At 41.8% G+C, this 13,925-nt stretch carries 10 protein-coding genes and 1 pseudogene; 8 read left to right on the forward strand and 3 right to left on the reverse strand.

Annotation, left to right across the window (positions count from 1 at the left end):
• Positions 1 to 201: 201 nt before the first annotated feature.
• The 3 genes from LC608_RS22315 to LC608_RS22325 all read left to right on the forward strand — a co-directional run bounded on the left by LC608_RS22315 (position 202) and on the right by LC608_RS22325 (position 3,969).
• Positions 202 to 1,713 carry an AAA family ATPase gene (locus LC608_RS22315; RefSeq protein WP_229555587.1) on the forward strand — a complete coding sequence of 504 codons (1,512 nt, stop codon included), beginning with the start codon at positions 202 to 204 and terminating at the stop codon, positions 1,711 to 1,713.
• Between the two features lie 112 nt (positions 1,714 to 1,825).
• A complete protein-coding gene (locus tag LC608_RS22320) occupies positions 1,826 to 2,362 on the forward strand; it encodes an SH3 domain-containing protein (protein ID WP_229555588.1) in 537 nt (178 codons plus the stop codon).
• A gap of 173 nt (positions 2,363 to 2,535) precedes the next feature.
• Positions 2,536 to 3,969, forward strand: coding sequence for a peptidoglycan-binding protein (locus LC608_RS22325; RefSeq protein ID WP_229555589.1), 1,434 nt, complete (start codon positions 2,536 to 2,538; stop codon positions 3,967 to 3,969).
• Positions 3,970 to 4,100: 131 nt separating this feature from the next.
• Here LC608_RS22325 and sbcC read toward each other — a convergent pair whose 3' ends face one another.
• A complete protein-coding gene (sbcC, locus tag LC608_RS22330) occupies positions 4,101 to 7,127 on the reverse strand; it encodes an exonuclease subunit SbcC (RefSeq protein ID WP_229555590.1) in 3,027 nt (1,008 codons plus the stop codon).
• A 125-nt stretch (positions 7,128 to 7,252) separates the two neighbouring features.
• On the opposite strand from sbcC, the gene LC608_RS22335 reads away from it, so the two are divergent.
• Positions 7,253 to 7,768, forward strand: a complete 516-nt coding sequence (locus LC608_RS22335; protein WP_229555591.1) for a hypothetical protein — start codon at positions 7,253 to 7,255, stop codon at positions 7,766 to 7,768.
• Positions 7,769 to 8,031: 263 nt separating this feature from the next.
• Positions 8,032 to 8,322 (forward strand): annotated as a pseudogene (locus tag LC608_RS22340) (DUF4288 domain-containing protein); the annotation flags it as partial.
• Between the two features lie 95 nt (positions 8,323 to 8,417).
• On the opposite strand, the gene LC608_RS22345 reads toward LC608_RS22340, so the two are convergent.
• Positions 8,418 to 10,499, reverse strand: a complete 2,082-nt coding sequence (locus LC608_RS22345; RefSeq protein WP_229555593.1) for a cation:proton antiporter — start codon at positions 10,497 to 10,499, stop codon at positions 8,418 to 8,420.
• Positions 10,500 to 10,877: 378 nt separating this feature from the next.
• Between LC608_RS22345 and bchM the strand changes: the two genes are divergently transcribed.
• From bchM to LC608_RS22360, 3 genes are all read left to right on the forward strand, one after another.
• Positions 10,878 to 11,564: a magnesium protoporphyrin IX methyltransferase gene (gene bchM, locus LC608_RS22350; protein WP_229555594.1), complete on the forward strand. Its 687-nt coding sequence runs from the start codon at positions 10,878 to 10,880 to the stop codon at positions 11,562 to 11,564.
• A 399-nt stretch (positions 11,565 to 11,963) separates the two neighbouring features.
• Entirely contained in the window at positions 11,964 to 12,449 is a 486-nt protein-coding gene (locus tag LC608_RS22355; protein WP_229555595.1) for a hypothetical protein, read from the forward strand.
• 79 nt (positions 12,450 to 12,528) lie between these two features.
• Complete coding sequence (locus LC608_RS22360) at positions 12,529 to 12,909, forward strand: DUF423 domain-containing protein (RefSeq protein WP_229555596.1); 381 nt, start codon at positions 12,529 to 12,531, stop codon at positions 12,907 to 12,909.
• Positions 12,910 to 12,946: 37 nt separating this feature from the next.
• Here LC608_RS22360 and LC608_RS22365 read toward each other — a convergent pair whose 3' ends face one another.
• Positions 12,947 to 13,723 (reverse strand): DNA polymerase beta superfamily protein, encoded by a 777-nt coding sequence (locus LC608_RS22365; RefSeq protein ID WP_229555597.1) that lies wholly within the window; start codon positions 13,721 to 13,723, stop codon positions 12,947 to 12,949.
• Positions 13,724 to 13,925 lie beyond the last annotated feature (202 nt).

A 13,925-nucleotide genomic window follows, 5' to 3' on the forward strand; every position in this document is an offset into this window, starting at 1 on the left:
CTACGTTTGCCAAAATAAAATGTTATCAATCACCTCATGATTTAAATTCTGCTCACCATAACAAAGCGATCGCCTTTAAAAAATATCTTACGTAGAGCGATCGCACTGCCAACCGCGATGAAGTGGTAAATGTTAGTTTTTAGTTGTTAGAGGCGATACAAACCTGAACAATGAGAGAATAACTAATAACCACAGCCAAATATGAACTTCCGTGAAGAGTTTAAACTGCTGCTACGCGCCCGCTACCCCTTAATTTATATTCCCACCTATGAGGAAGAACGGGTAGAAGCAGCTATCCGGGAAGAAGCAAGCAACCAGGGTAATCGCCCAGTGTATACTTGGGATTTTGTCGATGGCTACCAAGGAAACCCTAATGATGTTGGGTTTGGGCGGCGTAACCCGTTGCAAGCTTTAGAATTTATCGAAAAATTACCAGCTTCGGCACCTGCGGTATTGATTCTACGAGACTATCATCGCTTTTTAGATGATGTAGCGATCGCCCGCAAACTCCGCAATTTGTCCAGACTTCTCAAGTCGCAACCAAAAAATATTGTCCTATTGTCGCCCCGCATCGCCATCCCTGACGATTTAACCGAAGTGCTGACAGTCGTCGAGTTCCCCTTACCCGCCGCCGCAGAAATTAAAGTGGAGGTGGAACGCTTGCTACAAAGTACTGGTAACTCCCTTTCTGGCAAAGTTTTAGATGACTTGGTACGCTCTTGTCAAGGGCTTTCGATGGAGCGGATTCGCCGAGTTTTGGCAAGAGCGATCGCTACCCACGGAGAATTGCGACCAGAAGACGTGGATCTCGTTTTAGAAGAAAAGCGTCAAACTATCCGCCAAACCCAAATCTTGGACTTCTACCCCGCCACTGAGCAAATTTCTGATATTGGTGGATTGGATAACTTGAAAGATTGGTTGATTCGGCGGGGAGGTTCATTTACCGATCGAGCACGACAGTACGGATTACCGCACCCCCGTGGTTTAATGTTGGTGGGTATCCAGGGAACTGGTAAATCGTTAACGGCAAAAGCGATCGCTCATCACTGGCATTTACCCTTGCTACGTTTGGATGTGGGAAGGTTATTTGGTGGTTTGGTGGGTGAATCTGAATCTCGGACTCGGCAAATGATCCAAGTAGCTGAAGCCCTTGCTCCCTGTATTTTGTGGATTGATGAAATAGATAAAGCCTTTGCCGGGCTTGGTAGCAAAGGTGATGCCGGAACAGCTAGCCGTGTGTTTGGGACTTTTATTAACTGGCTAGCTGAAAAAAGCTCACCCGTGTTTGTCGTCGCTACCGCCAACGACATCCAAGCCTTACCGCCGGAAATGCTCCGTAAGGGGCGATTTGATGAAATTTTCTTTGTGGGATTGCCCACCCAAGAAGAGAGAAAAGCAATTTATGATGTTCATTTATCTCGATTGCGCCCCCATAACTTAAAAAGTTATGACATCGAAAGGTTAGCTTATGAGACGCCCGATTTTTCTGGGGCAGAAATTGAGCAAACTTTAATTGAAGCGATGCATATTGGATTTAGTCAAAACCGCGATTTTGCTACTGATGATATTTTAGAAGCAGCCAGTCAGATCATCCCCTTGGCGCGAACTGCTGTAGAGCAAATTCAGCAACTCCAAGAATGGGCTGCTGCTGGGAGAGCGCGTTTAGCATCTAAACACAATCCTTTAAGCGAACGCCTCCGGCGCACTACGTGAACGCATTCAGCAGTAGCTACAATAATTGGTTAGTTAATAATTGCTAGTCAATAGTCAACAGTTAATCATGAATTACTATTGACTATTGACCACTGGTGATCAGGTTTTAAATATGTTGTCTGGTTTCATAAAGTTTATACTTGGGTTTTTCTTAGCGATCGCTGTGCTAATAGGTGGCGGCGTTGCAATTGGACTCTATTTCTTCAATCGCACCGGCATACCCCCTGCCAAACCCGTTTTTTCTAATGATAGTCCCTCGGTGAAAGCCCAAGCTCCTAAAGCAACTCAGCCTGGAGGAGCTAAACCCACTCTTACACCTGGGACAAAGGCTGAATCGTCTCCAAACCCAAACTCTACTCCTACAGAATCACCAAAGGCTACCCCATCACCAAAACCATTGCCATCGGGAGCTTACCGAGGGCGTGTTAGTTGGCGTGAAGGCTTGAGTTTGCGATCGCAACCAAATCAAGAAGCTGAAAAGATTGGTGGGGTAACTTTTAATCAAAAAATTATTATCTTGGAAGAAAACCAAGATAAATCCTGGCAAAAGATTCGTTTGGAAGGTAGCGAACAAGAAGGTTGGGTGAAAGCAGGTAATACTCAAAAAGTTGATGAAAAGCCAGAGGACACACAAAAACCAGAGCGATAACAATAATTTACAACTTTTCCATAAATAAATTTAGTTGCTCTGAAACCCTTGCAAGAGCAGCTGCCCTCCCCCCTGCCTCTTCTGGTTAATTACTTGTAAAGAACCATACACAAAACCAACACAACACAGAGCAAGCCGTATAATTAGGTGTAGTCATAACTTGAAAAAAACAAGTGGAAACAGGGGTAAATAGCTATTCAACCAAGCTTGCCTCAGTCTACGAGGCTTCCGAAAACGTCAAGGTTATTCCTAGTATAGGTAATTTAAAATTCAAGAATTTGAAAAAGTTATCTAGTGGTGCGGCGATGCGTTTTTTGTCCGTGGCACTGATTACGGGGTTTTTGAGCATTGCTGGACAAGCTTTAGCACTTCAGAAAATAGGAAGTAATGGCGCTGAAGTTTCCAGTAGCCAGAGGTGTTTAAAAAAGTTAGGCTACTTCAACGGCCCGGTGAGTGGTAAGTTTGCTAGCTTGACTCAGAATGCTGTGATCAAATTTCAGCAAGCCAATAGAATCGCTGCTGATGGTGTTGTAGGTGCTAGTACTCAAAGAGCCTTGCAACGAGCATGTCAAAGTAGAACTTTTAGCAGGAATACCAGTGGTGGTCAATATCCTGTCCTATCTCAAGGCAAAACTGGTGCAGCCGTCACAAGGTTACAACAGCGTTTGCGGCAGTTAGGCTACTTGAATACTAATCCCACTGGGAATTTTGGCCCAATGACTAGAGATGCTGTCACCCGATTCCAGCGAAATTATCGCATATCTGCTAACGGGATTGTGAATCAACAAACTTGGAATGCACTACTGGGTTCCTCTGCGACTCCAGGCAGAGCAAAGCTCTCTACTCAACAAGTGAAAGAATTACAAGTGCGTTTGCGGCAGCTAGGTTATTTTAATACTGCTGCTACTGGGAATATTGGCCCAATAACTAGAGAAGCTGTCACCCGATTCCAGCGAAATTACCGCCTACCTGTTGATGGCATCGCCAATGCTCAAGTTTTAGAGGCAGTACGTAGAGCCTCCACTGGTGGATATACTACTCAACAACCAGGCAGAAGTTATCTGACTGTAGGCGATCAAGGAGATAATGTCAGATTAGTTCAAGAGCGTTTATCCCAGTTGGGTTTCCCTAATACCAATCCTGATGGCGTTTTCAACGATTACACCAGAGAATCTGTGATTGCATTTCAGCAATCATCTCGACTGAATCCTACTGGAAATGTAGATTGGCAAACTTGGCAAGCATTAGGGCTGAATAGCTCCAATGGGGGTAATTATACTGACAATAGCAGTTATGTATATGGTGATACTAATGAGTATGTAGCACCTCAGACTAATCGCTATGCATTACCTCCTAGCAATGGCTACGTTGTACCTGTAAGTAATGGCAACACATTAGTTGCTAATAATCCTTACAGAGTAATAGTGCCAATTTCCAATAATGATACTCTGAGTAAAGTGCAACAATATATACCCGATGCTGTCACGGAACAATCCCATCTAGGGGATTATGTGAATGCTGGGGCATTTAGCGATCGCGCACAAGCAGAAACACTAACGAAAAAGCTTCGCTCATTAGGTCTTGATGCACGGGTAAAATACAATTGAAGAAGAATTCAGAATATAGAATCAATTAGGCGGGAATTCAGCCCATTGATCCGTCACTCACACAGAATTCAATTCTGTAGCTTGCTTCCCTGAAAGAGTATTCTGGCTCCTGACTCCTAAATTCTGTTTTATTAAATTGACAAACTCAACTGCGAACCTTCTTGAGTTTTATTCACTTCAATCCTGGCTTGGAAAGCTTCTTTGAGGTGGGGCATGTGAGTGACAGTGAGGATGCAGGCGAAATCGGAGGAGATCGCATTAATCGCTGCAATCAAGCGATCGCATCCTTCGGCGTCCTGTGTACCAAAACCTTCATCTACAATCAACAATTGCAACGCCGCCCCCGCCCGTTGCGCTAATAATTTCGCCAGGGCTAAACGGATGGCAAAGTTAATTCTAAAGGCTTCTCCACCAGAGTAAGTTTCATAAGCTCGTGTTCCTCTAGAATCGGCGATTAAAATATCTAAGGTGTCTATCAGCTTGGCGTTTTTCTTAGTTGATTTAGCACTGCGTCCAGCTTTTTGAGTAATAAATTGTACATGAAATTGATTTCCACTCAGCCGCGAAAGTAGTTGATTTGTCTCAGCTTCCAGTTGTGGTAACACATTCTCAATCATCAGTGCTTGGATACCATTTTTACCAAAAGCTTGCGCTAATTCCTGATAAACACGATATTCCTGCTTGCAAGATTGTAATTGCTGCTGCTGTTGTTCATACTGAATTTGCAGCGTTTCTAGTTGATGCGCCAACTGCTCTAAACGCCCTAATTTGGCAATTTGCTCATCGAGTTGCCGTCTGCGTATTGCTAACTGCTGCTCTAAAGCTTGAATTTGGGCAGAGGGGTTAGCTGTTGCTTGTAATTGCTGGATAATGCTTTCAATTTGTCCGCCGAGTTTTTGCCACTCGGTTACTCTGGCGCTTCTGGAATCCTCTAACTCTTGCAATCTCGTCTGGAGTTGGGGATACTGCTGCTGGGCTGACAGCAGTTGTTGATACCGCAAATGCCAAGATTGAGCTTGGCGCACAGCTATACGCAGATTGTTGTGCTGCTCGGAACTGTAGCCAATTTCGGTAATGTGACGCTCAAGAGCCGCGATTTGTTTAGCACATTCAGAATCAATCTGATCCTGCTGGATTTTGGCTTGTAATTGAGCAATTTGGGATTGTAATTCTGGTTTTCGGGCTAATAGTTGCGCTTGTCGCTTAGTAGCATCCTTAATCTGCCCTTGTTTAATTTCTGCCCATCGCCAACGCTCAACTTCACTCCGGGCGAGGGCGTGGTCTTGTTCATTATAATTAACCTGTTGCAGATATTGCTCTAGCTGCCGGAGTTCGGCTTGTTTATCGGGAGCGTAATCACCAGCTTGGAGCGATCGCTCTAAATGCTGTTTTTCGGCAGCAATTTGTTGTAACTGTTTTTGAACATCAGTTGTAGCTTCTAACTGGGCTGCCAACTGTCCCCGTTGTTCGCGTAAACCATCGTAGCCCGCCAACTGTTGGGAAATTTCCCGATATTCCTGCCTAAGTACCTGAATTTCTCGGTCAGACACAGCCATTTGTTCTCGCACTACCCAAAACTGCCCTTGAGTATCCTCTAACTCAGCCTGGGTTTTTTCCACTACCCGACTCCAGTGATGTTCATCTAAAGGACGTTCGCATAATGGACAAAGTGCTTCAGGATTTTGGAGCATTTGCAATTTCTGCTCTAATTCTCCCAGCAGTTTTTCATAATCGCGTTGATGAGCTTGCAGACGTTCAATAAAGTGCCGCCTTTCTTGCCCTTTTTCTTGGACTCGTTGCAGATAAACCCGCTTTTTCTCCAGTTCCTCAATCTGGATTGCCACATCAATCACCGCTTGTTGCAGTTGCGGTTGGCGGCGATGCTGGCGTTGCAATTGGTTTTCAGTACTTTGGAGTTGTTCGAGCCGCGCTACTAAACCAGCATGAGTGCGATCAAGTTGGTTTTGTAAAGTTGCTCGTTGTTGCAACAAGGGAGTAACTTGCATTTGCAGTTGATCGAGACGAGCAACATGGTGACGGGCTGCGGTTAGTTGTGACAAAGCAGCTTCTACTTCACCTGATTTAGTCAGAGTTTGCTGAATATCTCGCTCTTGTTGCTGCAAAGCTTCGATTTGGGCTTGGGCTTGTTGCAGTTGCCGTTCGATTTCGTGAATTTGTTTGGTAAGCTGTTGTTGCTTTTGTTGGCGAGTCTGCCCAGCGCGGGTGTATTCTTCAAATTTGGCAGCAAAGGCTTCTTCTTGAGATTGGAGACTTTGATATTGGGCGTATCCAGCTTTAATTTCAGCTTCTTGGTGTAATATTTTTTCTAAATCTGATAGCTGAGAGCCAATAGCTGATTGTTCTTGTTGGAGGCGATCGCAATCTTGGGTAAGATTTTGGTATTGCTGCTTTACAAAGCTGAGTTGTTGTTCCCAATTTTGGCGCTGGTGCTGGACAACTTGCAAACTTTGTAATTGAATATTATCAAATGCTTGTACTTGTTGCAGTTGATTGAGTTCGGCTTCTAACTCGACTCTTTGCGCTTGGGTTGTCTCGCGTTGTTGCAGCTGAATTTTGATCGACTCCAAAGAACGCTCTAACTCTACTGCTCGCGCTTTGAACTGACGAGAAGATTCCTTTGCCCGTTCTTCCAAATCATCATACTGATTGAGTTTCAACAACTCCGCTAAAATTTCTTTGCGTTCTGTCGGGCGTTTGAGCATGAACTCATCTGCACGGCCTTGACGTAAGTAGGCAGAATTAATAAATGTATCGTAATCGAGCTTGATATGTTCTAAAATCAAATCTTGGGTTGCTCTTACCCCTTTGCCAGTGAGTGAGCGAAACCCAGATGGTATTTCGATTTGAAATTCAAGAACGCTAGTACCTCCCCGAATTCGGGTACGAATCACGCGATATTTTTGCTGGTTACTTTGGAAAGTAAAATCAACTCGAACTTCTTTCGCGCCAGAATAGATGACATCATCTTCAGCAGTGGCACGGCTTTGACCCCAAATTGCCCAAGTGATTGCTTCCAAAAGTGAAGATTTACCCGCACCATTGGAACCCGAAATACAAGCCGTATGCAAACCACGAAAATCTAAAGTTGCATCACGGTAACTAAGAAAGTTTTTGAGGATAAGTTGTACTGGGATCATTCACCCTATAGCGCCACATCTACTTTTAATAGTTAACAGTACAGATGCACTGTTTGTTAGTTTAGCTATCTAGATATCAGGTTTCTAGTCTTGAAGACATCAAATTTACAAAATTTAACAATAGGATGAGCAAATTTCTCTTGTTGCATGAAGAACTTTTGCTGTCTTTGGAGAAAAATGAAACTTCTGTAGAGGTTTCTTGTTATCTGTGCCTGTCATCTGAGAGAAAAACATTCATAGAAGAGTGGCAATACTTTGAAAATCGTGTTGAGGTACTCCAAAGTCATGTTGAGGTACTTGAAAGTCGTGTTGAAGTACTTGAAAGTCGTGTTGAGGTACTCCAAAGTCGTGTTGAGGTACTCCAAAGTCGTGTTGAGGTACTCCAAAGTCGTGTTGAAGTACTTGAAAGTTGTGTTGAAGTACTCCAAAGTCGTGTTGAAGTACTTGAAAGTCGTGTTGAAGTACTTGAAAGTCGTGTTGAAGTACTTGAAAGTTGTGTTGAAGTACTTGAAAGTCGTGTTGGAGTACTTGAAAGTCGTGTTGGAGTACTTCAAACTTTGTCGCACCGAGATCAAGTACACAGGTGCGTAGGCGTAGCCGGCCGTAGGCATCGCTTTCATAAATCTCCACAAACAAAGTAATGTCTATGACGGGCTACGCCTACGCTTGATTTTTAAAACAGTCGCTACGAATCTTTTTAACTGAGTAGTATTGAGATGATTGGGCTAAATTTAACGTCAAGCTAAAAGAATCAAGGTGATAGGGGAAAAACGTTAATATACTCAGTAAAGATGTATGTATATTTCTGAGACGTGGAGAACATGAGATGGAAACTGAAAGTGCAAATAAAGCAGAATCCTTCTATATTGCTATAATTCTCTAAAAATCATCTTCAGATAAACTTGATTATCAACCTTTGTACCAAGAAAGCTTTGTTTTGATTAAAACCGCTTCTTTAGAAGAAGCAAAAGCAAAGGCTTTGAATCATGGTAAAAATCAAACCGTCAGCTATACAAATGAGAATGGAGAAACTATTACTTGGTCTTTGCAGCAAGTGATAGACGTGAATTCAGTTTTATATGATGACTTTGATTCATCTGAGGATATTGTTGATTTATATGCCCGACATTTTCGTAATTATGAGGCTTATCAATCATTTGAGCCGTTATTATCTCAAGAGCAATTTGGAGAATAGCTATAAAACCATGCGATCGCTCTTGTCAATTCTCATCACTGAGGCAAAAGCGATCGCAAGTGATTTCTCTTTTTACTGGTATTGACTTCCCCACATTACGAATGAGGCTCTCCCAGCAATACAATTGAACACTTCAATTCTCGAATTAACTGCGTTGTCACTTCGCTGACGGCTAATCCACCTGCTGTGCGATAACGAACGGAACGTAACACCGCTAAATCAAATGCCTGAGCTTCCCGAATTATGGTTCTAGCAATATCATCACCTCTGATTGTTTGGATATTTGTATTCACCTGTAATTGGCCTTTAGAAGTAATATCAGACAATTGAGATACAAAGTTTTCCACTCGATTCGGCGGTGTTTTGCGATCGGATACGTGTAACAGCACAACTTCTGCCTGATTAACATCAGCCAAAATCTGGGCAAATCTCAAAGCGCCTATAGTTTGCCGCGTTAAGTCTCCAACTGGTACAAGAATTCTTTGAATTGTCTTAGGACTACTTAAAAGGCGTGTTACTGCTACTGGACAGTGAGAAGACCAAAAAACGCTATCAATTACACTACCAAATAAGCGGGCACGCAAACCTGTTGCCTGCGACCAACCCATGACTACTAAACTAGCGTTTTGTTCTCGACTGGTGCGGCTAATACCTAAAGCTGCATCATCATCAATCCGAATTGCTGGTGATACTTCCACCTCAAATTCTTGACTAATTTCTTTAGCTAAATTCAATCTTTCCCGACTTTGATTGAGCGCTGTTACTAATTGCGGATCATCCATCTGGATATGTGCTCTAGTAATAGCTAATGGCACAATTTTTCCAGATTCATGACTAGCCAGTAGTGCTGCCATTTCTATTAGATAGCGCTGGGTTTGGGGATTGTATATTGGCACTAATACAGTAAATGGATACTGGCTTTTCTCTACTTGCTCATCTTCATCACCTTGCCACCAAGTTGTCAAACTATCTGTTTCAAAATCTGTCTGAGAAAGCTGTAGGGAAGGAGCAAATCGTGCTGTTATTATGGGACCCAAAATTGCAGTTACCAGCATGAGGACAATCACACTGTTTAAGACAGCTTCACTGATTAAGCGCTCACCAGCAGGATTTAGCGTTTGATAAGCAACCAAGGTTGCCGCTAGCGTGGCTGCTACCTGTGGTAGTGACAATGACCACATCGTTAGCAATTCCGCCGTGTTGTAGCGATACAATAATTTGGCTAAGAATGCTGCTATAAATTTGCTGCCAATCAAAGCTACTACAATTACCAGAGTCAGCCAAATCGAACTAAGGGTTTTGATAAATGCAGGAATATTAATCAATAATCCCATGTCCACAAAGAAACAAGGGATAAATAAAACACTACCAATAAACTCGATTTTCTCTCTGACTGGGCTACGTCCTAGAACATCGTTGACAGCTAAACCTGCTAAAAAAGCACCAACAATTTTTTCAACTCCAATTACCTGCGCTCCAACAGATGCCAAAAATAATGCTAGTAATATAAACAAAAACTGGTTACTTTGTTCATCCCCAGAGCGGCGAAAAAACTCTTTTCCTGCCCAGTCAAAGCCAAACAGGACAACAGCAGTGTAAATTGCTAATCCACCTAATAAAATCGCTAAACTCATGGCGGAGAATTCTCCTCCGTGAATTCCAACACAAATCGCTAATACTAGCAAAGCACCTGTGTCAGTAAAAATTGTCGCACCAATCGTGACAGTTACAGCTTCATTCGTTACCACTCCCAGACGACTCACAATTGGATATGCTAAGAGGGTATGAGAGGCCAGTAAAGAACCAATGAGGACGGAGGCATTCCAACCAAAATTGAATAATCGTCCTGTCGCAATGCCAGCAATCATTGGAACTAAAAATGTTAAAATGCCAAACCCAATTGAGCGATTTCTAGTTTTACGAAACTGCTCTAAGTCAATTTCTAAACCTGCCACAAACATCAAATAAAGCTTGCCGATCTCCGAGAGCAGATTGATAGTTTCAGACTCAGGGTTTAATAACTTTAGTCCATTTTGCCCTAGTAATATACCTGCAACCAACAACCCCACTAATCCAGGTAGCCTTAATCGCTCAAATATAGGAGGTACAGTAAATATTACTGTTAGGAGAATTGTAAATGCAACGATAGGACTGTCTGTTAGCGAGTTCAGTGCCATGTTTAATAATTAAACCTAAATAGGAAATTTACAACTAACATAAGAAATTTTACTTAAAATTTCTACTTGTTCAGTCTTATTGGTTACAAACAATTAAATTTTTAACAGCATAAATGCTGCGATCGCAATTACGATACTACCTTAAGAAAGGGTTATCTACATCTACAGGGTGAAATAACAATAAAATTTATAGTAACCAAAACAATGGATGAATAAATAGTAGAAAATAGCTCATACAACTGATCCTTTGAATCATTAGAGGTGCAAAGATGTTAACCTACTTCTGTGCGCCATATCTATAAAAATCTGGAAGACCGTTATTATGGGTTCCTATCAATGATAATTTTAAGCATTGGGAACCCCTAAAAATCAAAGTTTATGAACGCAGCCGACGATAAAACGATTGTTCGCGAGTATTTCAATTCCACAGGGTTTGACCGTTGGAAGCGAATCTACGGCGATGGCGAAGTCAACAAAGTCCAACTAGACATCCGCAATGGACACCAGCAAACCGTGGATACAGTTCTCGGCTGGCTGAAGGCTGATAACAATTTACCAGAGCTATCAATCTGCGATGCTGGGTGTGGTGTCGGTAGTCTCAGCATCCCCCTAGCGGTAGATGGTGCTAAAGTCTATGCCACCGATATTTCTGAAAAAATGGTGGAAGAAGGCAAGGATAGAGCCAAGCAAACTTTGGGAAATGCTGAAAATCCCACTTTTGCCGTGCAGGATTTGGAATCGTTGAGTGGTAGTTACGATACCGTAATTTGCTTGGATGTCCTCATCCACTACCCTCAAGAAAAAGCGGATGAGATGATTTCTCACCTCTGTTCTTTGGCACAGTCGCGGATAATTCTCAGTTTTGCGCCGAAGACCTGCGCCCTAAGTATACTCAAGAAAATTGGCAGTTTCTTTCCCGGGCCAAGTAAAGCGACTCGTGCATATTTGCATCGTGAGGCTGATGTAGTGAAAATCTTGGAAAGTAATGGCTTTTCATTGCAACGAAAAGCGATGACGAAGACTCGTTTCTATTTTTCCCGCCTACTTGAAGCTACACGCAACTAAGTTTAGAATCGCAGCAAAATAAATATTATACCTCTGCTGCGATTTGAAAATCTCAAGGCTTAACACTGTGTAAGTATTCTAATTGGCGCTAAGTTCTGCTTTTGATCTTGGCGATTGCTCAGATTGGGAGCATGAACAATTAATTATTATAGCGATCGCACACCCTTATTTAAATAACAAAGGCAAATTTATACTATATTTTTGACATTTAATCCGTTCGCTTTCCTCCGTGAAAAATAAACAGTGGGAGAACCGTAAGCGCCTAGATGGTATTAAAAAAGGACTCAAGAATATAGAAGAAGCTCTGACAAACCTATCGTCAGGAATAGATTGATATATTGGAACCTTTGCGAAAGTCAGGTTAAAATCGCTAGCAAAGTGTAAATCTGAAGTGGAACTATGAAAACTGCTGAAAAATTGGCCGCAGCTTGGCTACTGACAATGGGATTTATGTTTGTAACTCTATCAGCAGCAGAGGTATTTAATAAAACGACTATGGAAAAATCAATCACGCTACCCTTATCTTGGGATGGTTCGATTGAGTTCTCAGAAACAAATACCCCTGTAATTGATGATACTACGATAGAACGTCTAATTTTTGGCATTCCTACTCTAATATTGGGCACATGGTTAGCATTGGGATTATACCGTCAAAGCCGACAGGAAAAAAAGGCGCTTAATCAACAAGTTAGCGATCGCCTGCAATCGATTTTTTATGAGATGCTACAAAAAAATCATGGGCGAATAACTGTATTAGGCTTTGCCATGCAGTCACAACTACCCGCAGCCCATGCTAGGCAATATTTAGATGAAAAAGCTAAAGACTTCAATGCAAACTTTAAGGTGAACGAAGAAGGGGCTGTATCATATCATTTTGACGTCTAATTGTCATTTGTCCTTTGTTATTAACTAATGACTAATGACCAATGACTAATGACTAATAATTAACTTACGGCTAGGTCTAATGACGCAGATTTTTTTAAGCGTAGCTGCTATTTTAGGCGGTTTATCAGTTGCTGCTGGTGCTTTTGCTTCCCATGCCTTGCGGGAAAAAATTAGTGAGCGATCGCTAGAAATTTTTGAAACTGGCGCTCGTTACCAAATGTATCATGCTCTAGCACTTTTTCTCGTAGCACTACTAATTAGTCGCACTGAATTTCCTCAACCCACTCTCATAGCTAGTGGATGGCTGTTTATCATTGGCATTGCTATTTTTTCAGGTAGCTTGTACGCCCTTAGCTTAACCGGTATTAAATCTTTAGGAGCGATCGCACCAGTAGGCGGTGCAGCTTTTCTTGCAGGTTGGGGTACTTTAGCTTTTGCCGCTTGGACTTTGAAGTTGTAAAGTAACAAGAATATTTTCCTACAAACAAAGTTATGAATTATAAGTTGTTCACTTGTAATTCATAGCTCTTCATTCTCAGGCGTACCAACAAATTATGTAAATCCGCGTTCGCTGAAGGTACTTCAGGTAATGGGCTGCATTCATATACCTCCTGCAATTTATTACGCAGACGTTGATATTCTATTTGATGAAAAGCTACATTAATATCTGACAAAATAGACTTTTCTGTACCTGCTAACTTTTGGACGATTAAATCATGAATATATGGTAAATTAAAAACATTATTTAGCTTAATTAAATTAGCTTCAAGTATCCCTGTTTGCATAAGATAAATCCCAGTTAAGAGAACTCGATAAACATAAAGTAATGGCTTGATTCGATACGTCTCTTCTTTATTAAAAAGTTTCCATTGTGTTGCAGCAAAACCAAGATAGTGATAACTATGGTGACGAGTAACGCAATTTTTGGCAATAAATTTTAATTCTTCATGTTCGGGTGAAGTGGTTAATATTAAAGGTGAATACAGTTGTTCTAATACGTAACCATTCTTTTTAAGTAGCATCAAAAAGAATTTTTTGACATCATGAGTTACTAAATCAATTTCTAAAGATTCCCGAACTTCTGAAACTTCAATAGTTTCATTCCCAGTCTCTAATCCCACCACTTCTGTAACTGGTAAAATATGCATACCACGCAAGTCATAATCAGAATCAGGTGACGGGAAACCATATAAGTGGGAACCACTGATGATGGCGAATAAAAGCGGGTAAGGCTGTTGCCGAATAATTGTGTTAAGTGAAGGTGGAATATTCATAATATACAGTTTACTCGCTTACCTCCGTGCGCCTGTTTCTTGAGAGCATCTTGTTTTTTAAGCCTTCGACAAAACGTAACTGTTCACAGGATCTGAAACGCTACAATCAAAAATGGGTTACTGAGATGGTAGATTAAAATGCATGGATGAAAACTGCCTCGCCTACGGAATTGAAATTTCGGATTCAGATTGGGAAAAAACT

This window comes from Nostoc sp. XA010 (assembly GCF_020829625.1).
Classification (GTDB): Bacteria; Cyanobacteriota; Cyanobacteriia; order Cyanobacteriales; family Nostocaceae; genus Nostoc.